Source organism: Lactobacillus juensis (assembly GCF_036246285.1).
GTDB classification, from domain to species: domain Bacteria; phylum Bacillota; class Bacilli; order Lactobacillales; family Lactobacillaceae; genus Lactobacillus; species Lactobacillus juensis.
In genome coordinates this window covers 706928-729261 of the sequence record NZ_BTTS01000002.1, presented here as the reverse complement: position 1 = coordinate 729261, position 22334 = coordinate 706928, and the positions used below count along the sequence as shown (strand labels likewise).

The window sequence follows — 22334 nt, the reverse complement described above, 5'->3', positions numbered from 1 at the left end:
TAAACACCTACCTTTTCCATTGTAAAGCAAGAAAATCCAGTAAATTGCGAAAACTGACATTGCTGTATTGCATTTTGTCAATTTCAAGCAAATACTTTAACATCCTTGCCCCGATTTCTTGATTATTGCCTTTTAATTCTGTTTGAGCCCATTTCTTTAGTAAAAAGAGAACGTAATTTTGTTCACTTTTGCTTCTTGCCAGTTCAGCCAACTGGTGCGCACTCACAAGGGATAATGAGTTACGCTCAATCATTTCTTGGTAAAAATATCTGGCATTTTTATCCAACTTAGCAGTATCTTCCAGTGAGTCAACTTCACTTGGACTAAAACCATTTGCCAGCAATTCTTCACTTTTACCATGTTCTTTTTGATTGAGCGTAAAATTAATAATCTGTGTACGTGAACGAATCGTTGGCAAAATTTGATCAGTATTATTTGTGATTAAAATAGTAACAACGGGTGCAATAGGTTCTTCCAGTAAGTTAAGTAAAGCATTAGCAGCAGGCAAAGTTAATTTCTGGGCTTCATTAATAATAAAGAAACGTACATTGCTTTGAACTGGACTTTTAGCTAATTCTTCCTTTAAAAGCCTCACCTGATCAATTCCCAAATTCTGCTTGCCCTCAGGTTCCACTAGTAACACATCAGGGTGGTTGCCGGAAATAATTTGCCTGCAATTTTGACAAGTACCATCCGGCTTTTCAGCACCGTTACAATTAAAAAGGCAAGCTAGCCAATAGGCCGTATTTAATGCCTGGATTTCGTTGGCATCAACAAATAAGTAGCTATGCGCCAATTTGTTTTGCTCAAAAGCTTGACGCAAAAGTTTAGACTGTTTCTTGCCTCTTTCTTTAATATTGACAAGCATCAGAATTGCTTGAATTCTTCAACAGGCAAAACAAAACATGTAGCTCCCCCAACTGTAATTTTAACTGGTTGGCTACTCATCTCAAAACCTGTCATTACCAAATTAGGGTTCATATATTCTTCACGGGATTTAGACTCTTCCTTAATGATGCGTAAAACTTGTTTGACATGCTTATCGTCTATACCGATTAAAAAGGTGGTGTTTCCTTCGCTAAGAAATCCACCAGTTGTAGCAAGCTTAGTCGCGCGAATGCTTTCCTTGACAAATGTATGTTGTAATCTATTAGCGTCTTCTTTTTGTACAATTGCAACTATTAACTTCATTTTAATCAGTCCTTTAACAAATCTGCTGGTAATCGGTTTGCAATTATTTTAACACAATCCTCTACTACTAAATTAAAGGGTTTATTTGCGTCAACAACCTTTATTCTTTCAGGATGAGCCTTAATTACTTCTTGATAACCCTGATAAACTTTTTGATGAAAATTTAATTTTTCCTGTTCTAAACGATCTTCTTGACCAGCTCGCTCTTTAGCAATTCTGTCTAATCCAACTTGCGGCTTAACGTCCAAAAAAATAGTTAGATCGGGTTCAATTTTACTGGTAGCAAAATCATTAATCTGTTTTACTGCAGCAATACCTAATTCTCGTCCTGCACCCTGATAGGCCAATGAACTATCAACAAAACGATCTGAAAAAACTATTTTGCCTGCTTTAAGAGCTGGCATCACAGTTTCAAACATATGCTGGCTGCGAGAAGCTGCATAAAGCAAAGCTTCAGTTTTGGCAGACATTTCTTCATTAACCGGGTCCAAAATTAATTGGCGAATTTTCTCAGCAATTTTTGAGCCTCCCGGTTCCCGGGTTACTAGATATTGTGTCTTAAGTCTAGGCCCAATTTCCGCCACAACTTGCTTTAAAACTGTGCTTTTTCCTGACCCATCCGGTCCTTCAAAACTGATAAAATAACTCTTCATAAAACTCTCCATGTTTCTATTTTACAAGAGTTCTCTTTATATGAACACCCCAACGTACTTTTAATTTTTAATCAAAATAAAAAGCCCTTTTGAAAAAGGACTTTAGTCAGAAATTGCATTGGTAAAACCACTAAATCTTGTATGACGGTGGCGCGCTTCATCATATAAAAAGGAATACTTGGCTCTTAAAATCTTACCTGTCACTACATTGTCTTCAGACATATCAAGCGTTGTCGGATCAAGATTTTTTTGAACAGCAATCTGTTCCTGTAAGTTTTCAATAGTAGTCATGAGCCACTCATCACCCATATTTTTTATTTTGTTACGTGCCATTAGATTGAAGTTCTCCCTTGTACTGCTCGTTTCAAAGTAATTGAATTAGCGTATTCAATATCACTGCCTACTGCCAATCCCGCAGCTAGCCTTGTTACTTTAATACCAGCTGGCTTGATTAGTTTACTAATATACATGGCTGTTGATTCTCCCTCTGGGGTCGAATTTAAAGCCAAAATTACTTCTTTTACGCGATCCTGCTTTTGCAGACGAACAATTAATGACTTAATATTAATTTCTTCTGGGCCAATACCATCCATTGGGGACAAAACTCCGTGCAAAACGTGATATAACCCGTTATATTCACCCATATCTTCAAAAGCCATCACGTCTTTTGGCTGCTCAACTACCATAATGGTCGACTGGTCACGTTCAGGATTACCACATATAGCACAAGGATCTTTTTCTGTTATGTTGCCACAAATAGAGCAACGATGAAGTTTTTCTTTCACCTCGGCCAACGCAGTACTAAAATTATGAACGTCGTCATCTGGCATATCTAAAGTATAAAATGCAAGCCTTGTAGCTGTTTTTTCACCAATACCAGGTAATTTCATGTAAGAATCAATTAAATGCGCAATTGGTGCTGGATACTGCAATTAAATCATGCCCTTCGTATACTTGCCTAAACTTTGCTGGGTAGCTTGGTCAATTTCTGCTAATCCTTTATTGACCGCATCAATAATCAAATCTTGCAACATATCAGGATCATCGGGGTCAATCGCATCTTTATCAATAGCAATATTTTTCAATTTGCGATCCCCGCTAAAAGTAGCTACAACCAAGTCATCTGCTGATTTGCCTACAAATTCCTGTGCAGTTATATTTTGTTGCTCTTGAGCCATCTGCTCCTGCAACTTCTTAGCCTGCTTCATCATTTGTTGCATATTCATGCCGCCCATAGCACCAAAATTAGGTCTTTTACTCATATTATTTTCTCCTTTAAATTTTAGTCTTTAACATTTACTGTGTCACCAAATAACTCTTTAGCTTTTTCTACAATCTGATTGCTTGACTCGTCTTGTTCAGGTCCTGAATCTGATTGTTTTTGCTTATTAAGCAGTTCTTTACCATGCTTTTGCAAAAATTCTGTCCGCACAGTGGACCAGTCTTCATCAGGTACCAGCACTATTTCATAGCTATGCTTAGTAAATTTAGCAATTTCATCTGTCAATACATCTAACAAATTGCCATCTTCGCTGGCTTTTTCAAACCAAAGAGTATATTTGCATTTCATTACTACCTGATCTGAACTGGCTGCAACAGGTTCTAGGACATCTAGCAGAGCTCGTTGTGATACGCCCAAAACTGACTGCAGATCTGGCCAAACATTTTTGATAGCCACAAGATCATCCTTCGTGGCATTTTCTAAGACATGATAAACTTGTTTTCGATTTTGTTCATTAGCCTTTTTTCTACTTCTAATTGTTTTTTTAGGTTTGGAAGCAGTTTTTGCTTTGGCATTTTTACTTTTATTAGTATCAATTCGATCAGAAACTGCACTATCAAGATGAAAAATCTTATCGCTATTTTGAGTTTGCTTTTTGCTTAAATTAGAAACTTTTTTAGTTAAGTTTGAAACCTGCTTTTTTAATGCCTCTAATTCACTAGTCAAATCAGTATTTGCATTCCTTTGACTTTCTGAACTAGCCAAAACATTTTCAGAACCTACTTTGCTATTTTGTTTGCCAGCACATTCAACTAAAAATACTTCTAGTGGAATCTGTTGCTGATTAGTATAGCGCAAATCATTTAATGCAGTATTCGCCGCAGCAATTACTTGGAAATAACGTTCAGAATTAACGTCATGAATTTTTTGTACAAAGTCAGCGTTCAAAAAGGTTTTCTGACTATTGTCTTTAGTTTTTACAGCCATTAACGCATCAGTCGCCATTTCAATGAGCTCATCTAAAATGTTTTTGGAACTGGCACCATTTTTAAGTTCTGTCTGCGCCAAAGACAATGCTTCAGTTGTATCATTATTTAAAATTGCTAATAAAATCTGTTCTATCTTTTCTTTATCAGCAAAACCTGTTATTTCAAGAGCCGCATCATATTCAACTTTGTTTTTGTCAAAACTTAAAAGTTGGTCTAAGATGCTTAAGGCATCCCTCATACCACCGTCAGCTACCTGAGCAATTACGGCTAAGGCTTTTTCATCATAACTGATTTTTTCTTGCCCAAGAATATACTTCATTCTTTTTTCAAGGTCAGCTTGAGTTATACGCTTAAAATTATAACGCTGAGTCCTTGATATGATAGTCGCTGGCACTTTTTGCAATTCCGTAGTGGCCAAGATGAAGACAACATGCTCCGGTGGTTCTTCAAGAGTTTTAAGCAAAGCATTAAACGCCCCCATTGACAGCATATGAACTTCATCAATAATGTAAACTTTGTATTTGCCTTGAGTTGGAGCGTATTTAACTTTATCTCTAATATCACGTATTTCATCAACGCCATTGTTGGAAGCCGCATCGATCTCCACAATGTCTGCCATTGCGCCCTTGTCGGCTGCAAGACAATTGGCGCACTTATTACAGGGCTCTCCATCTTGCAAATTGCTGCAATTCAATGCCTTAGCCAAAATTTTGGCACATGAAGTTTTCCCAGTTCCCCGTGGTCCAGCAAACAAAAAGGCATGGGAGATTGTACCGCGCTTAATTGCATTTTTCAAAGTTTCCGTAATATCATCTTGACCAATCACACTATCGAAAGTGCGGGGTCTCCATTTGCGGTATAACGCTTGATAAGCCATTGATCAGTCTTCCCTAGTAAAAAACTCTTAACTCTTTCGCAAGAGTTAAGAGTTTGTAATTGTCTAATAAAAGGCACATGCCCGAGCAACCTTAGTGCTGCTACCTTCCGGTCCTGACACGCTTTGGAGGTCAAACATTGCCCATAAGATATATTAACGTATTTTAAGGTATTTTTCCACTAATTTGCGAAATTTTTGCCGATGTCTTTTTCTGCTTTTTGTTTTCGCCTAATTTCTTTAAAAAAATCTTTTAACATCTGACTCGCTTCTTCACGGTATAGTCCCCGAATAACGTTGGGATGGTGGTTAAACTTTTCAATATCAAAAAGATTAACTACGCTGCCTGCCGCACCAGCTTTAGGGTCAAGTGCCCCAAAATATACGTTCTTAAGACGAGAATTGATAATTGCACCAGCACACATGGGACAGGGTTCTAGGGTGACAAACAAACTGCAGTCTATTAAACGCCAAGTACCAAGTTTATTGCAAGCATCCCTAATAGCAATCATTTCAGCATGTTGGGTAGAGTCTTGATCAAGCTCACGACGATTAAATCCAGTAGCTATAACTTTACCCGCAGAATCAACAATTACAGCTCCAATTGGAACTTCTCCCAAATTTTGGGCTTTTTTTGCTTGCTGAAAAGCTAATTGCATAAAGTCTTTTTTTTCTGCACTTGAAAATGGCATTAATTATTCACCGCCTGCAAAACGTAGTAGCCTTTATCTCTTTTTAAAATAGTACAGTTGCCAAAAGTTTTTGTTAATAATTTACGGGCACTCGGTTCACCCTGTTTTTTCTGAATTACTACTAGTAAAACCCCATCAGTTACCAAATGATTTTTTGCACCAGACAAAATATTTGAAACAACTTCTTTACCTGCTCGAATGGGTGGATTAGTCAGAATTAAGCCATATTTCTTTGCTGATGAAATATTGCTATAAGTATCAGAGGAAAAAATGGCAACATTATCTATATGGTTAAGCTCAGCATTCTTTTTCGCCAGGTCCAATCCACGTTCATTAACGTCTATCATTTCTACTGTTTGCTTTGGCCAAAATTTAGCTGCAAAAAGACCGATTGGTCCATATCCGGTGCCAACATCTAAAATATTACTTGGAGGAAATTCAACGTCAACCATTTTTTTAATCAAAACACCTGAGCCATAATCCACCCGTAATTTCGAAAAAACCCCGGCATCAGTGGTAAATTTGAGATCAATGCCATTGACTTGATAATCAATTATGTGAACATCATGCTGAGAAGTGGGATTCTCAGTAAAATACATTTGGTTTTCTTTTTCAGTCATAATTCGCTCATTTCTAAAACCTTATCCAGATAATTTTAGCGGACATGTAAATTTTTGCAAATATAAAAAAACTAATTATGTTTAAAAGATATTTTTCCAACATAATTAGTTTCTTGGATTTTAATAAATACCGTAAAGCATGCGAAACTTCACATAGTTTTTATATTTTTTAAATTTATCTATTTTAAAGAATATATAATGATAGCCGTAACTGGGATCATTTATCTCAACATCACCAAAACGAACTGTATCCATAAAATCAGCTACAGTATCTTTCATAGTATCAGAGGTATCAATCTTCCAATTGTGATAAAAGTGTTTTCGCTTTTTAGATGCAAGAAAATCTGTTTCGTTACCCTTTTTTAATTTAAAACCACCTTTTGGATCAATAAAGTCTTTATAAAAAGCTTTAAGTAAAATATTAGGAGTTAATTTAATTCTTTTGACCTTGATGTTCTGCTTTTTCTTAAAAGCTATGCCATGAATTATTGCATTATCTCTAGTTTTATAGTGCATAATGAAGTTACCTTTTGAAAAGTCGGCACTAACCGCGTGAGCCTTTAATTGTTTAAATCTCGGATAATATGAAGATTTAACTGGTTTCATATTTTTAGTGTATTTTGTATATCCACTATGATCGGTGACAACATAACCATTCATATGAATCCAAGGATTCTTAGCATAGGCTTTTTTAGAGGCCTTTTTTTGTAGTTTATAGCAGTAATCATACTTTTTAGGATGTTTTTTTGGAATTAGATGCTTAAGGCTATAATAATTGTATTCATTATAAGAGGCCTTTATTTCAGAGCTTTTTGCAGTAAACGGCAAGGCTAGACTGACTAATCCTATAGTTATGTAAGCCAAAATTTTGGCAGGTTTAAGATGTTTCATTTTTACCTCAAAGGACGTTTAATATTATTGAAATTATAGTTGCTAAATTTTTTGGCTAATTTTTTAGTTTCGAAGTAAACTTTTTCTGTATCTTCACCTGACCCTAGCAAGGCATAGTATTTTTTATCTTTTACTTTGAAAGAATGTAAAGATAGAAAACGATAGTCTGAAATTTCACCTAATTTTGTAAGAGGAGACGTTTCTACAATCCATTCTCTATTACTCCGCTTTATCCAATAGCCAGCATAATTATTTGTGTAGCCTTTATTATTTTTACCAACCCATTTCAATGGCATTTGCCAAGGATATTTATTTTTGCCCTTAATTTTGCCTATAACCCATAGCGGATTATAAACACCTTTACTGTGGACATAGTTATCATAAGTACTTTTAGCAACTAGCCCATGAGCATATAAACGCATCGTATAAAAATCATTTTTGTTATTATATTTATACCACTGTCCTCGCCATTTTTTTGGAACTTGAAATTTTTTTACAAATCCATATTTATTTCCAGTAGCCGCCTTAACAACATGAATAGAATTCGCTTCTACCAGATTACCGGCAAAAATTCCAATTAAGGTAAGACTTAGCAAAAATTTATTACTAAATTTAGCAAGTAATTTTAAAAAATTTTTCAATGTATACCCCCGATAAATTCATGACTTGCTTTAATTATGTTTAGGCGTCTTTTGAATTAAGCCTTTGATAGCTGCAGGATTAACACCATCAAACATGCCTTTAGCATCACTTACATTACTAATATCCCATCCAGTTAAGTTGAGCTCAGTTAACCCGCTGTCACCAAAGAACATATTTTTTGTAGTAACATCATCTTCATGTTCCAAAGCGTATAAATCCCAACTACTTAGATCTAATTTTTCTAATTTAGGATCATTAGCAAACATACTGTCAAAATCAGTACATTTACCAGCGTATACTTTTTCTAGTCCCGAAATATCTTGCAAATTAGCAAAGTTAGAAAAAAGGTAATATGAAGAATATTCATTCAAAGAAACATTTGTATCTATACTAATGTGTTCTACTTCACTAATTTTTAAGTTATTTCCCTTGTTTAGCTTAGCTCCATTTATCTTATCCGCAATACTCTCATCATAACCAAGAGTATTGTTTTCGCCATACGCAGAAATGTGTACGGTCCTAGTTGCTGGAGAATATGTTAAGTTACAATCACCAAATTCACCCACTTTATATAATTTATTTGATGAAGAATCGTCTTCTACGGGCTTACTAGTAGAACTATTGTTATCTTTAGAATTTGAAACATTGTTTGGTAATTTAGACTTTATAAATTTAGCATTTGCAGCGACAATGTATAAACCACTGCCTATTCTGTAATATTTACGATGTTTAATATATTTTGTGCCATAAACTTTTACTCGTTTACCCTTTTTGTAAGCTTTTAATTCTAAGCGGTGACCTTTTTTATTATAGATATATGCCTTCTTTGTCAACTTAGCTTTTTCTGCTGAAGCTGCTTGAACAGTCTGAATGCTTTGTGACTGCTTTGGCAAAATAGTTAAGGCAGTTCCCCCAAGTAGCCCTAAAATTGTCGCATTTATTATTAATTTTCTACTCAATTGATGCTTTTTATTATAATTAGAATTCATTTTTAAAGTTCTCCTTCATCTAAAATTATATTAACTAGTTGCACTTTAAATTCTATTTCTTAAGTATTAATTAATCAACATAAATTACATTATAATTTGATAATTTTTTAAGAACAATTTATTTTAGTATATACAAAAATAAATATATAAGTTAAACATATTTTTATCAAAAATTTTCGTACCATGCCTGTACTACATTAATCAAAAAAGCACTAAACTAATAAATAGTCTAGTACTAAAACTTCATTTTAAGCATTCTGAAAAAAATAGCTTAAATTTTTTCTATGACATTTGATGAACCTTTTGAGTTTTTGTTACTGGAAATACACGTTTAGCATAATAGTATGGGCGGAAATTGGCATTCCATACTGTTACGCCAGCATTAGGCCAAGAATGTAAGACTTTATTATTGCCTAAATAAATCCCTACGTGATAACAAGTTGGTTTTGGTCGACCATAAAAAATCAGATCTCCCCGCTTTAATTTATTAAGGCTAACCGTTTGCAAGGTCGGACTTTGAACAAATGAACGACAGCCCCATTCATGAGTAGCATGCCATTTCGGATTGGCAGGAGAAGGATCAATTCCTGTTGCGTACATACATTGCATTACTAAACCAGAACAATCTACAGAAGTGCCTGGTCTTCTAGTCGTAAAATCAACCCAAGCTGTACCAGCATTTTTATATTGGTAACCGCGCTTAATAAAAGCATTAACATAATCATTTCTGCTTGAAGCATAGCTTAAGCTTTTATCAAGTGGACTGGTATAGAAACCTTTGAGATGTAAACTCTTCATATGCAATTGACGATACCTTTTTGGAATTTGATAACGCCTGACAGTTTTTATAGTAATTTTATTACTCTTTGCGGCTGTGGCATCTTTTGTTTTAGGAGCATAAAATCTCCAAGTTGAATGTTTATGATGATACCAAGATGAAGGATAAGTTATTTTAAAGTTTCCCTCCTTATTTGTTGAGAGCTTTTTAACATTAACATATTTTTTGCCATTCCATTTTTGCAAACTGACTGGTCTTTTTTCATGGCTATTTAATGCTATCTGATCAGTGATTTTATCGCCGGCTGTCCATTTAAATTTCGTATGCAATTTGTTAAATTTGGTTTTAATTTTTGCAGGAGCTTTAGGCTCTTCTGTGGGTTTATTCGAATTTTCAGTATCACCTGTATTACCAGATTGGTTAAAATCGTCAGCGTTATTTGTTTCATTGGAGTTATTAGTTAACTGATTATTTTGATTATTTTGTAACTCACCAGTTTCTGGTGATGTACTAGTTTGAGCATTAACAACTGAAGTAGTTCCAATATTTGCAATTAGAGTAATAGCAGCAATGCCCAAAAATAATTGCTTTTTATATTTCATATTCCTTCCTCTTTTTCAAAAAATAAGATACAAAATAATAATATCATAAAACTATTATTAGAGCGTTAAAACATTTTAATAGCTCAGCGCTCTGTACCCATCACGACTCCAGTAGCTGGTAAAAGTTGCACTATTAATTTGAGCTTTGGCCCCTGTCCACGGATCATTGTAATAAAGCTGCTGATTATGATAGCCGATCAAAGTGAGTGCATGATTAGAAAAACCATCCATACCATTAACCCAGACAACTACTAAATGAGAGTGTAGCAATTTATTTTTAATTGCACTTAACCCACAACTAGTCATAATTTTAGCCTTGCCCAGATACTTTTTGACAACGCCCTTTAGCCCACCGGGTGCTACCCAATAACCTGCAGGATAAGCTTTGTAAGGAGAACCGATGAAACCTTTGTTGGGATTACTGCTACGAGGAGTTTCATTAGCAATTTTTAATTTTGACACTTTTTTACCAGCAAAATTAATCATCATTGTAGCTGCTGTCATTTCACACCCGGTTGGTAATTCTGGTCTTTGAGAAATACATTTAGCATAGTTTTTTATGCCCCTGACTACTCCTTTTTTAATCCAATAATAGGCTTTTCTGGTAGACACTGATTTTTCACTTCTTTTGCCGCTAGGCTGGTAGTAACTATAGGTAGATTTATGGGGCGTCTTTCTCAGCCCATTGAGCAAGACACCATGCTTATTAAACAAATAATGATATTTTTTTATTTTTACTAGTCCTTTGACTTTTCTATTATTTTTGTAAAAATATTTTTTCTTTCCCCTTTTGATCCAACCCTGTTTAATTTTGGGTTTTACCTGTGGAGTCGGTTTATTTTGCTCTTTTTTCGGCGTTTTATTATCAGTATTCTGCTTATTTTGGTCACTATTACTATCTACAGTTTCATTATCATTTGCACTAGTACTGTTATTGTTTTTATCAGTAGTTTCATTTTCAGCAGTAGTATTATTTTGAGCATTAATTGTTGTATCTTCAGAAAAATCGCTTGAGTCCGCTTTTACGGGATTGGCTATTTGTATTTCAAACAGAGAAACAATTAATATCAACCCCAAAATGTATCTTTTTTTCATTAGATTTACCTTTAATAACAAAGGTTACATTGCAAAAATATTCAGTTTGTGATGTATATTAAAATTATTAATTAAATCACTTGTCGTATTTCATTGTTATCAGGCAACCTTTGACGAGTCTACATTTTTTACTTAATATGTAACTCCAACCGATGAATAAATTTGATCGCTGTTGTTATCTACTACTGCACCAAGTCCAATTGTCTTGTCCTTAGGATTAAGCAGAATGTCACGGTGACCCCAATTGGATGCAGCGTCATCATAAATATACTCATAAACCATGTTATCGGCTACTAAAGCACTAGTGCCACCATGTGGGGCCTCAACAAGCTGGTTACTTGAATGATCCATTGTCCAACCCCAAGGAAACATCGCTAGACATTCAGAGGTACTGTTACGACTAATTCCGGCCTTATCAAAGAAGTCATTTAAGATAAATTTTCCATTCGCATCCACATGAGCAAAATTATTAGGCAGTAATTTGCTTCTTTCCTGTACAACTTCATCTAAACGAGAATCTTCTGTTACTGTATTTAACCCACGTTTTGTTCTTTCATTATTCAACTCTTTTAAGAATTCCTGTCTAAACTCACTGATTGAAAAATCAGCAATTGAGGAATTATTTTGAGCAGGTTGTGTTGTGCCTGTATTAGCTGAACTTGCTGGTGTATTAGTATCTACAGGATTGGTAGAATTGCCTGGATTAGATTGAGTAGGTTGATTTACAGGCTGTTTTTGTGGCTTTTTAACCTTTGACTTAATATTTGCAACATCTTTTACCAGGACAAATCTATTTTTAGTTACCAGATAAAACTTTTTTCCTTTTATTTTTTTGGCTTTTTTAACAACCGTTAGCTTCTTGCCCTTTTTCAAAATCTTTTTCTTTAACTTTTTGCCTTTTTTATTATAGTAATATGTTCTTTTTTTGACTTTTACCCTTTTAACAGCTGGGGCTTTCAAAACCACACTGCTAGAAACTTTCTTAGCTTCTGTAGTCGTTGAACTAAAAGACAGGCCACTTGCCATACTTGTAAATGTTAATAGTACTGCTACAGTTTTACGATAATTAAATTTTTTCATTGCTTTCTCCTTTATTTAATAATAACTTTTAGCCCAGTTGGTGCTTTTTGATAGAACCATTTTGCATCGCTTGTGCTTAAATGAATACAACCATGAGAGGTTGGCTTTTTACCTAATTTGTTAGCTACCTTTTTAATTAATTTGTGGTGAATATTCCGCGGATTTTCATGAAAAAGATATAAGCCGCCTTGCAGCCAGCCTACCGCAAATCTTGCACCCATTTTCTCACTGGCAGAATAAAACCACGGTGCCCGATAAGTATTAATACGAAAATGTCCCTTAGGTGTTGAGTTATGTGCTCCAGTTGAAACATAAAATTCGTATCTGGTTTTGCGACCACGGATCAAATACGCGCGTTGCTTTTTTAATGAAACTACTATCTTATCTTTTTTAGCGCTCATCCCTTGAGGATATGGCTTAATTTCAGAAGATTTAGTATAACTAATTGGTTTACGCATATATTCCTGTGGAATTTCACCAACGGATTTTGCCAAGATTTTCTTTTGCCCAAAATCTAATATGAATCCGCCAAGAATAATTAAAAAGCTAACTATTACAAATTTATTCTTTTTTATTTTCACTATCCATTACTCACCTTCTTTAATATGTCGACTAACTACGATGCTTATACGTAAATTTTACTAATTTATTCGCATCTGAAAACTCATCTTTGTCATGCAGTACCACTACAATCCGTCCGTTGCCCTTGTTACAACTACCAACAAAGCAATAGCCTGATCGCGGTGTCCAGCCTGTTTTCATGCCATCGGTTTTGAAGGATTTAACGTTATATTTACGACCAGGTAACGTATCATTATAGTTATGTAATTTCTGGCCTGCCACATACATCTCAGGTGTGGCAAAAAATTTCATCAAACTAGGATAATCATGAGCAACATGATAACCAATTATTGCTAAATCTCTTGCTGACAATAAGTTACCTGAACTCCAAGTACCTTTAACATAATATCCATAAGGTGCTAAATCACTGTTTTCAAGTCCCGAAGCTGACACGAAATCAGATGAAAGATGCCATAGCTTTGCCTGTTTATTCATCATTGTGATGAATTTCCTATTTGAGCCAGCAACCCATTGGCCTAATCTGATTGCAGAATTATTGTCGGAATCGATTATGGCTGAAGACATAATCTGTTTAATAGTATACTTTTTGCCTTTCTTTACATGAAAACAGTTAAGATTGGGATTCTTGGCCATTTTCACTAAAGAACTGGAAAACTTGAGCTTTTTTTGCCAATCATGCGGATTACGAGCAAGCTTGCGCCTGGCTAAATAAATCGTCATTAGTTTCCCAGTAGATGCAGTTAAATAGCGCTTCTTTGTATTTTTTCCCAAAAGTACTTCCCCAGTCTTACGATCCAAAACTATATATGCTTTTGCTTTAGTTTTGGGTCTTTTTGCATGAATATACTTTGCATACCGTCCAACAGTTTTATCCTGATGATAACTATAAACTGTAGTTTTGTGTTTTTTATTTTTAGTTTTTTGACCAACACTATTGTTTAAATTATTATTAACAATTTCACTAGTTTCATCAGCCTGAACTACAGAAGCGCTTACAAAAAAAGCTACTATTAACAAAAAAAAGCCATAAATACACTTATTTTTGACTTTCACCTATACCTCCTTATACGTTTAAAAATATAAAATTACACACGTTTTTTGAAATTGTTTAACTATAACTTTTATTATATTATAAAATAGTGAATGTAGTTAAGTTTTTCTAAAATTGATGGGAGCTAAAATGTTAAACAAATCCAAATTATTTTTAGTAGCTATCAGCTTATCGCTTACGAGCAAATTTATTTTCAATGAAAAAGTTTCTGCTGCAACTACTAATACACCAAGTATTGTTGATCAGCAGAACAATGAGCAAAAAGAGCAAACTCAATCTAAGTCTGACACTAGTGATGATTCTAATTCTGACAATAACCAGATAGAAGATTCTAATACGAACGATAATAACTCTGGTTCAAACGGAGCAATTAACACTAATAAAAAGCACAAAAAAGTGCCAAAGGTTGTCTATTCTAAGAAAAAAGGTAGTGGTAAAATTTACCAAACCCATTATCGCTTTAGTAAAACATTAACTAGTAAAAAGCGTTCAGCCAAAAATTGGTATAAAAGACAAATTAGTTACAGCAAATTAGCCAAAACTAACAAAGGGACTTTTGTTAAGACAAAGTACGGATGGTTAAATAAAAAAGCTTTCAATCAGTTTCTATTAACTAAAAATAAAATCAATTATAAAATGAAAATTGTTAGAAATGCCAAATTGTATAACTTACCTGCTCACACTAATGATGCCAGAAAAATAGGAACTAGCAAAAATTTGCATTTGAAAAATAAATGGGTTCATGTCAATATGATTGCCCATACCAACTTGCATGCAGTATATTATCGTTTTAAACATCGGGGCCAAAATTATTGGATTTTAGGCCAAAATATCGAATATAATTTAAAGGCTCTAGAAGGCAACAAAAAGTCGCTAGAACGCATTATCAAAATCGGTGAAAAAATGATTGGTCATTCCAAATATGACGAAAAATCACGACATTTTGACTGTTCTAGCTTTATGAATTATCTTTTTACTAGAGCTGGTCACCGCCTAGGATCTACCACATTTAGTCAATGTTATAATGGCAAGCCCATTAATTATAAAAACAAAAAGCGAGGAGATTTAATTTTCTTTGATGACAAAGATGATGGTCATTTAGCCCATGTCGGAATGTATTTGGGAAAAGGACTATTTTTACATGATAGTCCTTATACTGACAATGGCGGAGTTGGAGTTTCCAGTCTGCAAGACAATTTCTGGAACTCCCGCAATTCAAAGTATTTATCAGTTCACTATCCTGACGGTATTGTTAGAAGGATTATGTAAAAATATTTGGCTCAGTTGAGTTAAATTCCAGTTTTTGTTAAAAACTTGTGAGAAGCAAAAAAGCGCATTTGCAAATTGCAAATACGCCTTTTTTTAACTTGTCTGATTGGACTGCAATTATTTCAATGTAACTGTAGCACCAACATCTTCAAGCTTAGATTTAATGTCGTTAGCTTCATCCTCAGAAACGCCTTCCTTAACGTTCTTAGGAGCGCCATCAACAAGATCTTTTGAGTCCTTAAGACCAAGTCCGGTAATATCACGAACTGCCTTAATAACCTTAACTTTTTCTTGGCCAGCTTCTGTCAATTCAACATCAAATGTTGACTTAGCAGCAGCTTCGCCACCAGCAGCACCTGCAGCAGCAACTGGAGCAGCAGCAGAAACACCAAATTCATCTTCAATAGCCTTTACCAGGTCATTTAATTCAAGAATTGAAGCACCTTTTAAGTCTTCAATAATCTTATCAGTATCTAAAGCCATACTTATTTTATCCTCCAAAATTTTAGATATAAATTATTTTATTTACTCTGCAGATTCATCTTTTGAATCAGCAACAGCCTTAACAGCATATGCGAAATTGCGAACTGGGGCTTGTAATACAGAAACAAGCATTGACAGTAAGCCTTCGCGACCAGGAATGGCAGCAAGTTCCTTGATTTCTTCTTTAGAAGTCAATTTACCTTCTAACATACCACCCTTAATGTCGATAACATCATAATCATCTTCGTATTTTGAAACAATACGAGCTGGTTCTGTAATATCATCAGCGTTATCAGTATAGATTACAGCTGTTGGACCAACAAAAGTGTCATCAAGACCTTCAATGCCAGCCTTAGCAGCAGCGCGTCTTAAGTAAGTATTCTTAACTACCTTCATGTTAACATCGTTTTCACGAAGTTCCTTACGCATGTTAGTAACTTCTTCAACAGTTAAACCAAGGTAATCAATTATCAAAATTGCTTTTGCAGACTTTAGCTCTTCAGCAAGGGCGTCAACAAACTTTTCTTTTTCAGCAATAGCAGCTTTACTCAATCGATTTCACCTCCATTAAATTTATTAATAAATTCCATAAGGCCTTAAAAAAACTCCATGCCAAGAAAGACATGGAGTTATAAACTCTTCATTATCTTCTGGCCTCGGCGGGATATTAAGGCGTCATGCCACCCGAGTCTTAGGTAGAATTTACTTTATTAAATATAACAGGATTATATTTTAAATGCAAGTCAATTATTTCTTTTTAGGTTTAATTAACTCAAATAATTCACCAGAAGTTTTATAAATAACCCAACTAGCCAAATTTACAATGTGATCACTAATTCTCTCAAGCAGCCTGATAATAACAAAGTAACTAGCTGAGGCCACAGCAGCATCAGGTTCCTGCTCCACTCCATCAATAATCATTTGTCTGGCATTTTTATAGTCCTTAAAAACTTTAGCATGCCCAAGTACCATTTTTCTGGCATCTTTTTCATTTTCTTGAACATAAGCAGTGAGCACTTGAACCAACATTTCACGTACTTGATGAGTCATGTTGGAAATTACTTTTTCAACTTCTGGCAGACGTGGATTACCTTTGACTCTGACAGTCTCAACGGCAATACTATTGGCATTTTCGCCAATTCTTTCTAAGTCCGTTGTAGCTTTTAAGATACTAATAACAACGCGGAAATCTGTTGCAACCGGCTGTTGCAATGCCATTAATTCCAAAGCCTTTTTTTCAATTTTAACTGCTTCTTTTGCAACTTCCTTGTCCTCGGCAATCATTTGTTGAGCTGCCTTTTTATCATGTTCGACGAAAGAACGTGTACCTTTATCGATCAGGTCATTTACTAAAACTCCCATTTCCATAAACTGTGCGTTCAATTTTTTCAATTCGTCTAAAAATATTTCGTGCATAATCCACCTCCATATTAGCCAAAACGGCCGTTAAGATAATTATTTGTTATTTCTTTTTGCGGTGCTAAGAACATTTCCTGTGTCGAACCAGATTCAATCAATTCACCATTCATTAAAAATGCTACCTGATCAGAAACCCGACTCGCTTGTTGCAAGTTGTGTGTCACCATAATAAAAGTATATTTTTGCTTTAACGCCATTAAAGTCTCCTCAATTTCCGCACTGGAAATTGGATCAAGCGCAGATGTGGGCTCATCTAGCAAAACCACTTCTGGTCTGATAGCTAATGCACGTGCAATGCATATACGCTGCTGCTGACCACCTGAAAAAGCAAGGGCGCTACGCTGCAGACTGTCTTTAGTTTCACTCCAAATGGCAGCTTGCTTCAAGCTTTCTTCAACTCGCTGCTTAATTAATTCTTTATCTTTAACGCCAGCTATGCGCAAACCATAAGCTACGTTATCAAAGACTGAAAACGGAAAAGGTGTGGGCTGTTGAAATACCATCCCCACTTTTTTACGCAAACCTACTAAATCAATATGAGAATGATAAATATCTTTTCCTTCTAATAAAATTTCACCAGTAATGTTAATACCATCAATATCATCATTCATGCGATTTAGACAACGTAGAAAGGTGGATTTGCCGCAGCCAGAAGGTCCAATCAAAGCAGTCAACTTTTGAGCGGGAAATGCTAAACTGATTCCGTGTAAAGCTTCAAAATTACCGTATTTTAATTTAACGTTTTTGGCTTCCATCACATTTGTCATTATTACCGCCCCCTTTTATCCAAAACTACCTTGAATGTACTTTTCAGTAATCTCACCTTGTGGATTAGTGAAAATATTAGTAGTCGTATCATATTCTAACGCATGTCCCAGATGGAAAAACGCAGTATACTCACTAATTCTTGAAGCTTGCTGCATATTGTGAGTCACCATTACCATAGTATATTTCTTCCGCAGCTGCTTTAAAGTGTCTTCCAATTTTGCAGTAGAAACCGGATCAAGAGCACTTGCAGGCTCATCCAGAAGTAAAATTTCTGGCTTTAATGCGATCGCTCGAGCAATACAGAGTCTTTGTTGCTGACCACCAGAAAGTGCCAAAGCACTCTGGTCAAGTTTATCTTTAACCTCATCCCATAAGGCAGCAGCTTTAAGACTTTCTTCAACAATCTGATCAAGCTTTTTCTTATTGCGATGACCATTTGCTTTCAAAGCATAAGTAATGTTTTCCCTAATCGATTTTGGAAAGGGATTAGGTTTTTGAAAAACCATACCAATTGCCTTACGTAGTTCATAAACATTAATTTTACTTTGATTAACATCAAGACTATGAAACATAATGCTGCCATCAACTCGCGCTACCCGATCATTCATACGATTAAGCGATCGCAAGAAAGTTGACTTGCCTGAACCTGAAGCTCCTATCAAAGCAGTAATAGTATTTTTCTTAAAACCTAAACTAACATTGAAAAGCTTTTGTACAGTTCCACCATAAAATACACTTAGATCTTTGGTAGAAATTGCACATTCATCTTCAGTAAAAGTTTTAATATAGCTTTTTTGATCTTGCCAATTTTCCATAAAAAGCTTCCTTACTTTATTTTAGCGGCTGTCAGCCGTTTATATATCCAATTTCCTAGTGCTCTGGCACCAAAATTAAAGATGATGACAACAATTACCAATAAAGCTGATGTTCCAGCAGAAACCACATTAACGTCAGGAATAATACCTTCAGTATTAACTTTCCAAATGTGAACGGCAAGTGTCTCAGCGGGTCGCATAATATTTAAAAAACTAGTAGGACTGAATATATTCCAATTAGAATAATCAACCGTAGAACCACTTTGTCCTGCAGTGTAAATTAATGCAGCAGCTTCACCAAATACACGGCCAGCACTTAATATAACGCCAGTAATTATTCCGGGCAACGCTGCCGGTATAACAATACCCCTAATGGTTTTCCAGTTTGATAAGCCTAAAGCCCATCCTGCTTCACGCTGAGTTTGAGGTACACCCTTAATAGCCTCTTCTATGTTACTGGTTAAAGTAGGTAAATTAAAGAAAGTTAAGGCCAAAGCTCCTGCTAAAATCGAAAAGCCCAAGCCAAACTGTACCACAAACAGCAGATAACCAAAAAGTCCGACAACTATTGATGGTAAGGAGCTTAAAATTTCAATTGTAGTTCTAATTAGTTGAGTAAACCAATTATCTGGAGCATATTCTGCCAGATAAATAGCAGCACCTAGAGCGATTGGTAAGGAAATTATTAAAGTCAATAATAAAAGATATAACGAGTTAAATAGCTGATCCCGTATTCCACCTCCTGCTTTAAAAGAAGAAGATTCGGAACTCAGAAAATGCCATGACAAATGTGGCACACCCGTTATCAAGATATTACCAATTATTCCGATTAACAATAAGATAACTATGCCAACGAGAAAATAAATCACGCCAGCAGCAATTCGGTTAGTTTTTTTCGCATTCATAATACCACTAACCCTTCTTTCCGATCAGATGAACTAAGAAATTGAACACAAGAGACATTATCAAGAGTAAAAGCGCCAAAGACCACAATGCATTATTTGGTAAAGTTCCCATAACCGTATTGCCCATCTGACTGGTTAACTGACTAGTTAAAGTTGCTGCCGGACTAACAAGATTGTACGGCATTAAGACTGCATTTCCAATTGCCATTTGAACTGCCAGTGCTTCACCAAAAGCACGCGCCATACCAAAAATGATTGCTGTCATAATGCGGGAACGTGCAGCTCTTAAGACAACATGATAAATTGTCTGCCATTTTGTTGCGCCTAAAGCAGCTGAAGATTTGCGTAATTCTTTAGGAATTGCTTTAAAGGCATCTACTGTTAGTGACGTGATAGTAGGCAGCACCATTACAAATAAAATTAAAGTTGCAGTCAAAATACCAAATCCAGTTCCGCCAAAAATGGTTCTAACTGCGGGAACTACTACCATTAAGCCGATAAAGCCGTAAACTACTGATGGTATGCCCACTAATAGTTCCATAAAGGATTGCAATATTTGTACTCTCTTGCCAGACACATATTCTGTCATAAATAAAGCCACTGCAATCGAAAATGGAGTTGCAATGATCGCTGCCAGCAATGTTACAGCAAAAGATGTAACTATCATCGCAGCTGCACCAACATGGTTTTTACCCGCTCCGGGATTCCAATCAGTTGAAAAGAGAAAATGAAATACATTAACTTTATTATCAATAAATGTAGCTAAACCATGCATTCCTACAAAGCCAATGATAGCAACTATCAATACTCCAATTAGAATAATTGCCAAAAAAGTTAGCCCCTTGCCCCATCGTTCCTGTCTGGTTTCTTTTGAAGGCTTGGTCAGTCGGTCAACATCAATATTTCTTGGATCAATGCCCTTAAACTTAACATGTGGTACTTTTTGCTCAGCAAGTGCATCTTCAACCACTTGTTGTAAGTCTTGTTCTTTTTTTGCCATCTTAATTACCTATCTTTGTAACTTTGTTCTGACTATCACGCGTAACTTTCATTTCGTGGATACTTAAATAACCAATTTTAGGAACTAAATCTCTCTGCACTTTTTTACTTAATACGTATTTGATGAACGCAGCTGTTGCCTTATTGGGCTTGCCCTTCGTATACATGTGCTCATAAGACCAAAGAGGCCATTTATTCGTTGGAATATTTTTATTATCAGGTTGAATGTGGTTAATACTAATCTTTTGAATATTTTGGTCATTGGCATACGGGAAAGATATGTAAGAAATAGTCCCCGGTGTTGAATTAACAATCTTTTTTACAGTACCATTTGAATCTTGTTCCTGAGAATTAACAGCCTCTTTTCCCTTTAAAATAAGATCTTCAAATGTGGATCTTGTACCACTGCCGCGAGAACGATTGATCACAATGATAGACTGATTTTTACCACCTACTTGGCGCCAATTTTTGATTTTACCAGTGAAAATGTCTGAAAGCTGTTTAATGGATAAATTTTTAACACCAGTCTCTTTATTAGCAATTGGTACAATTCCCACAACTGCAACTGGATAATCCTCCAACTTTTTAGCATCAATGCCTTTTTGCGTTTCAGCAAAAACATCAGAAGTACCAACTTCAACGGCCCCAGCTTGCACTTGGCTTAGTCCTGTACCGGAGCCACCACCTTGAACAACAATATTGCTACTAAGATGTGCTAAATGGTAATCATTACCTGCTTGTTCTATTAAAGGCTGCAGAGCACTTGAGCCAACTATTGTTATTTTTTCCCGACTCTGGCTACATCCCATTAAAATAAATGGCAAACAAAGCATTAATATTAGCAGCTTGCCTAAATTATTTTTTTTCATAGTAATTCCCTCAATTAGACAAATAAATTCAGCTCTAGTTTATCAAAACTTTCATTATTGACCAATCATAAATACTTGCTAAGAGATAAAAAAACAACTTTGCCAAATAGACAAGTTGTTTTTCATCAGTTATTTAATTTTAATCCAAATTTAACGGATCTAGCTTAATCCCAGGTCCAAATGTTGCAGCCACTGCTACACTCTTAATATATTGACCCTTAGCTGCAGATGGACGTGCACGCAAAATAACGTCACGTAATGCATCAAAGTTTTCAATTAATTGTTCATCAGTAAATGAAACTTTACCGATAGCAGCGTGAATAGCTGCTTGACGATCAACACGGTATTCAACTTGACCAGCCTTAACGTTCTTAACTGCTTTTTCAATATCCATTGTAACAGTACCAGTCTTAGGGTTGGGCATTAAACCTTTTGGTCCAAGTACACGACCTAAACGACCAACTTTTGCCATCATTGTTGGTGTAGCAACAACGACATCAAAGTCTAAGTAACCGTTTTGTACTTTTTCAACTAAGTCGTCAGAACCAACTTCATCAGCACCGGCAGCCTTAGCTTGTTCAGCTTGAGGACCCTCAGCAAATACAATCACTTTTTGTGTCTTACCAGTACCATTAGGTAAAACAAGTGAACCACGAATTTGTTGATCAGCTTGCTTAGGGTCAACGCTCAAGTTGTATGAAACTTCAACTGAAGCATCAAAGCCCGCGTATGAAGTTTCTTTAACTAACTTCATTGCTTCAGCAACTGAATATAATTTCTTTGAATCTACTTTTTTAGCAGCTTCTAAATATTTTTTACCATGCTTTGGCATGTGATTTCCTCCTTAATATGTGGT

General features: G+C 35.4%; 27 protein-coding genes, 1 other RNA gene and 1 other annotated feature. Of the genes, 1 reads left to right on the top strand and 27 read right to left on the bottom strand.

The features are described 5' to 3' along the window. Nucleotides 1–7 precede the first annotated feature (7 nt). The 18 genes from AAA926_RS07660 to AAA926_RS07575 form a co-directional block, all read right to left on the bottom strand. Nucleotides 8–868, bottom strand: coding sequence for a DNA polymerase III subunit (locus tag AAA926_RS07660; protein WP_198180996.1), 861 nt, complete (start codon nucleotides 866–868; stop codon nucleotides 8–10). Further along, complete coding sequence (gene darA / locus AAA926_RS07655; protein ID WP_198180997.1) at nucleotides 868–1191, bottom strand: cyclic di-AMP receptor DarA; 324 nt, start codon at nucleotides 1189–1191, stop codon at nucleotides 868–870. The genes AAA926_RS07660 and darA overlap by 1 nt, the downstream gene beginning before the upstream one ends. 5 nt (nucleotides 1192–1196) lie before the next feature. Then, nucleotides 1197–1844 carry a dTMP kinase gene (gene tmk / locus AAA926_RS07650; protein ID WP_198180998.1) on the bottom strand — a complete coding sequence of 216 codons (648 nt, stop codon included), beginning with the start codon at nucleotides 1842–1844 and terminating at the stop codon, nucleotides 1197–1199. Nucleotides 1845–1946: 102 nt separating this feature from the next. Continuing rightward, nucleotides 1947–2177: a YaaL family protein gene (locus AAA926_RS07645; protein ID WP_034980307.1), complete on the bottom strand. Its 231-nt coding sequence runs from the start codon at nucleotides 2175–2177 to the stop codon at nucleotides 1947–1949. Next, a complete protein-coding gene (gene recR / locus AAA926_RS07640) occupies nucleotides 2177–2776 on the bottom strand; it encodes a recombination mediator RecR (protein WP_198180999.1) in 600 nt (199 codons plus the stop codon). The genes AAA926_RS07645 and recR overlap by 1 nt, the downstream gene beginning before the upstream one ends. Next, nucleotides 2777–3106: a YbaB/EbfC family nucleoid-associated protein gene (locus tag AAA926_RS07635; protein ID WP_198181000.1), complete on the bottom strand. Its 330-nt coding sequence runs from the start codon at nucleotides 3104–3106 to the stop codon at nucleotides 2777–2779. Between the two features lie 20 nt (nucleotides 3107–3126). Beyond that, complete coding sequence (gene dnaX / locus AAA926_RS07630; protein ID WP_198181001.1) at nucleotides 3127–4932, bottom strand: DNA polymerase III subunit gamma/tau; 1806 nt, start codon at nucleotides 4930–4932, stop codon at nucleotides 3127–3129. A gap of 57 nt (nucleotides 4933–4989) precedes the next feature. Then, nucleotides 4990–5083, bottom strand: an RNA gene (ffs, locus tag AAA926_RS07625) — signal recognition particle sRNA small type. A gap of 28 nt (nucleotides 5084–5111) precedes the next feature. Beyond that, nucleotides 5112–5621 (bottom strand): tRNA adenosine(34) deaminase TadA, encoded by a 510-nt coding sequence (gene tadA, locus AAA926_RS07620; RefSeq protein ID WP_232347684.1) that lies wholly within the window; start codon nucleotides 5619–5621, stop codon nucleotides 5112–5114. Then, nucleotides 5621–6241 (bottom strand): class I SAM-dependent methyltransferase, encoded by a 621-nt coding sequence (locus tag AAA926_RS07615; protein ID WP_198181002.1) that lies wholly within the window; start codon nucleotides 6239–6241, stop codon nucleotides 5621–5623. The genes tadA and AAA926_RS07615 overlap by 1 nt, the downstream gene beginning before the upstream one ends. A gap of 120 nt (nucleotides 6242–6361) precedes the next feature. Next, on the bottom strand, nucleotides 6362–7132 hold the full coding sequence (locus AAA926_RS07610) for a hypothetical protein (RefSeq protein ID WP_198181003.1): 771 nt from the start codon (nucleotides 7130–7132) through the stop codon (nucleotides 6362–6364). Between the two features lie 2 nt (nucleotides 7133–7134). Next, nucleotides 7135–7773, bottom strand: a complete 639-nt coding sequence (locus tag AAA926_RS07605; protein ID WP_198181004.1) for a hypothetical protein — start codon at nucleotides 7771–7773, stop codon at nucleotides 7135–7137. A 30-nt stretch (nucleotides 7774–7803) separates the two neighbouring features. Then, the gene (locus AAA926_RS07600) at nucleotides 7804–8763 is read right to left on the bottom strand and encodes an SLAP domain-containing protein (RefSeq protein ID WP_198181005.1); all 960 of its coding nucleotides are present in this window, start codon (nucleotides 8761–8763) and stop codon (nucleotides 7804–7806) included. A 282-nt stretch (nucleotides 8764–9045) separates the two neighbouring features. Next, on the bottom strand, nucleotides 9046–10143 hold the full coding sequence (locus AAA926_RS07595) for a C40 family peptidase (protein ID WP_338212254.1): 1098 nt from the start codon (nucleotides 10141–10143) through the stop codon (nucleotides 9046–9048). A 75-nt stretch (nucleotides 10144–10218) separates the two neighbouring features. Next, complete coding sequence (locus tag AAA926_RS07590; protein ID WP_198181007.1) at nucleotides 10219–11238, bottom strand: C39 family peptidase; 1020 nt, start codon at nucleotides 11236–11238, stop codon at nucleotides 10219–10221. A 132-nt stretch (nucleotides 11239–11370) separates the two neighbouring features. Then, nucleotides 11371–12318 carry an SLAP domain-containing protein gene (locus tag AAA926_RS07585; RefSeq protein ID WP_198181008.1) on the bottom strand — a complete coding sequence of 316 codons (948 nt, stop codon included), beginning with the start codon at nucleotides 12316–12318 and terminating at the stop codon, nucleotides 11371–11373. Nucleotides 12319–12329: 11 nt separating this feature from the next. Continuing rightward, a complete protein-coding gene (locus tag AAA926_RS07580) occupies nucleotides 12330–12899 on the bottom strand; it encodes a L,D-transpeptidase family protein (RefSeq protein WP_198181009.1) in 570 nt (189 codons plus the stop codon). A 31-nt stretch (nucleotides 12900–12930) separates the two neighbouring features. Further along, a complete protein-coding gene (locus tag AAA926_RS07575) occupies nucleotides 12931–13953 on the bottom strand; it encodes a serine hydrolase (RefSeq protein WP_198181010.1) in 1023 nt (340 codons plus the stop codon). A 127-nt stretch (nucleotides 13954–14080) separates the two neighbouring features. On the opposite strand from AAA926_RS07575, the gene AAA926_RS07570 reads away from it, so the two are divergent. Next, entirely contained in the window at nucleotides 14081–15220 is a 1140-nt protein-coding gene (locus AAA926_RS07570) for a C40 family peptidase (protein WP_198181011.1), read from the top strand. Nucleotides 15221–15337: 117 nt separating this feature from the next. Here AAA926_RS07570 and rplL read toward each other — a convergent pair whose 3' ends face one another. From rplL to rplA, 9 genes are all read right to left on the bottom strand, one after another. Further along, a complete protein-coding gene (rplL, locus tag AAA926_RS07565) occupies nucleotides 15338–15703 on the bottom strand; it encodes a 50S ribosomal protein L7/L12 (RefSeq protein ID WP_045928398.1) in 366 nt (121 codons plus the stop codon). Between the two features lie 42 nt (nucleotides 15704–15745). Next, entirely contained in the window at nucleotides 15746–16255 is a 510-nt protein-coding gene (rplJ, locus tag AAA926_RS07560) for a 50S ribosomal protein L10 (protein ID WP_198181012.1), read from the bottom strand. A gap of 37 nt (nucleotides 16256–16292) precedes the next feature. Then, nucleotides 16293–16417: a sequence feature (ribosomal protein L10 leader region), on the bottom strand. A gap of 33 nt (nucleotides 16418–16450) precedes the next feature. Continuing rightward, nucleotides 16451–17119, bottom strand: a complete 669-nt coding sequence (gene phoU / locus AAA926_RS07555; RefSeq protein WP_198181013.1) for a phosphate signaling complex protein PhoU — start codon at nucleotides 17117–17119, stop codon at nucleotides 16451–16453. 14 nt (nucleotides 17120–17133) lie between these two features. Next, a complete protein-coding gene (gene pstB / locus AAA926_RS07550) occupies nucleotides 17134–17889 on the bottom strand; it encodes a phosphate ABC transporter ATP-binding protein PstB (protein ID WP_198181014.1) in 756 nt (251 codons plus the stop codon). Nucleotides 17890–17904: 15 nt separating this feature from the next. Then, a complete protein-coding gene (gene pstB / locus AAA926_RS07545; protein WP_198181015.1) occupies nucleotides 17905–18705 on the bottom strand; it encodes a phosphate ABC transporter ATP-binding protein PstB in 801 nt (266 codons plus the stop codon). Between the two features lie 11 nt (nucleotides 18706–18716). After that, nucleotides 18717–19610: a phosphate ABC transporter permease PstA gene (gene pstA, locus AAA926_RS07540; protein ID WP_265893280.1), complete on the bottom strand. Its 894-nt coding sequence runs from the start codon at nucleotides 19608–19610 to the stop codon at nucleotides 18717–18719. 7 nt (nucleotides 19611–19617) lie between these two features. After that, the gene (gene pstC, locus AAA926_RS07535; protein ID WP_198181017.1) at nucleotides 19618–20610 is read right to left on the bottom strand and encodes a phosphate ABC transporter permease subunit PstC; all 993 of its coding nucleotides are present in this window, start codon (nucleotides 20608–20610) and stop codon (nucleotides 19618–19620) included. A gap of 1 nt (nucleotide 20611) precedes the next feature. After that, the gene (locus tag AAA926_RS07530; RefSeq protein ID WP_084605748.1) at nucleotides 20612–21478 is read right to left on the bottom strand and encodes a phosphate ABC transporter substrate-binding protein; all 867 of its coding nucleotides are present in this window, start codon (nucleotides 21476–21478) and stop codon (nucleotides 20612–20614) included. Nucleotides 21479–21617: 139 nt separating this feature from the next. After that, nucleotides 21618–22310, bottom strand: coding sequence for a 50S ribosomal protein L1 (gene rplA / locus AAA926_RS07525; protein ID WP_045928405.1), 693 nt, complete (start codon nucleotides 22308–22310; stop codon nucleotides 21618–21620). Nucleotides 22311–22334 lie beyond the last annotated feature (24 nt).

Bases quoted from the DNA above. Each gene is read 5' to 3' on its own strand.
- AAA926_RS07530 (WP_084605748.1), bottom strand. From the start codon at position 21,478: ATGAAAAAAAATAATTTAGGCAAGCTGCTAATATTAATGCTTTGTTTG.
- AAA926_RS07645 (WP_034980307.1), bottom strand. From the start codon at position 2,177: ATGGCACGTAACAAAATAAAAAATATGGGTGATGAGTGGCTCATGACT.
- tmk (WP_198180998.1), bottom strand. From the start codon at position 1,844: ATGAAGAGTTATTTTATCAGTTTTGAAGGACCGGATGGGTCAGGAAAA.
- rplL (WP_045928398.1), bottom strand. From the start codon at position 15,703: ATGGCTTTAGATACTGATAAGATTATTGAAGACTTAAAAGGTGCTTCA.
- AAA926_RS07570 (WP_198181011.1), top strand. From the start codon at position 14,081: ATGTTAAACAAATCCAAATTATTTTTAGTAGCTATCAGCTTATCGCTT.
- AAA926_RS07590 (WP_198181007.1), bottom strand. From the start codon at position 11,238: ATGAAAAAAAGATACATTTTGGGGTTGATATTAATTGTTTCTCTGTTT.
- AAA926_RS07600 (WP_198181005.1), bottom strand. From the start codon at position 8,763: ATGAATTCTAATTATAATAAAAAGCATCAATTGAGTAGAAAATTAATA.
- tadA (WP_232347684.1), bottom strand. From the start codon at position 5,621: ATGCCATTTTCAAGTGCAGAAAAAAAAGACTTTATGCAATTAGCTTTT.
- rplA (WP_045928405.1), bottom strand. From the start codon at position 22,310: ATGCCAAAGCATGGTAAAAAATATTTAGAAGCTGCTAAAAAAGTAGAT.
- pstC (WP_198181017.1), bottom strand. From the start codon at position 20,610: ATGGCAAAAAAAGAACAAGACTTACAACAAGTGGTTGAAGATGCACTT.
- AAA926_RS07595 (WP_338212254.1), bottom strand. From the start codon at position 10,143: ATGAAATATAAAAAGCAATTATTTTTGGGCATTGCTGCTATTACTCTA.
- AAA926_RS07660 (WP_198180996.1), bottom strand. From the start codon at position 868: ATGCTTGTCAATATTAAAGAAAGAGGCAAGAAACAGTCTAAACTTTTG.
- pstB (WP_198181014.1), bottom strand. From the start codon at position 17,889: ATGACAAATGTGATGGAAGCCAAAAACGTTAAATTAAAATACGGTAAT.
- dnaX (WP_198181001.1), bottom strand. From the start codon at position 4,932: ATGGCTTATCAAGCGTTATACCGCAAATGGAGACCCCGCACTTTCGAT.
- AAA926_RS07635 (WP_198181000.1), bottom strand. From the start codon at position 3,106: ATGAGTAAAAGACCTAATTTTGGTGCTATGGGCGGCATGAATATGCAA.
- pstB (WP_198181015.1), bottom strand. From the start codon at position 18,705: ATGGAAAATTGGCAAGATCAAAAAAGCTATATTAAAACTTTTACTGAA.
- AAA926_RS07610 (WP_198181003.1), bottom strand. From the start codon at position 7,132: ATGAAACATCTTAAACCTGCCAAAATTTTGGCTTACATAACTATAGGA.
- AAA926_RS07615 (WP_198181002.1), bottom strand. From the start codon at position 6,241: ATGACTGAAAAAGAAAACCAAATGTATTTTACTGAGAATCCCACTTCT.
- pstA (WP_265893280.1), bottom strand. From the start codon at position 19,610: ATGAATGCGAAAAAAACTAACCGAATTGCTGCTGGCGTGATTTATTTT.
- AAA926_RS07585 (WP_198181008.1), bottom strand. From the start codon at position 12,318: ATGAAAAAATTTAATTATCGTAAAACTGTAGCAGTACTATTAACATTT.
- phoU (WP_198181013.1), bottom strand. From the start codon at position 17,119: ATGCACGAAATATTTTTAGACGAATTGAAAAAATTGAACGCACAGTTT.
- darA (WP_198180997.1), bottom strand. From the start codon at position 1,191: ATGAAGTTAATAGTTGCAATTGTACAAAAAGAAGACGCTAATAGATTA.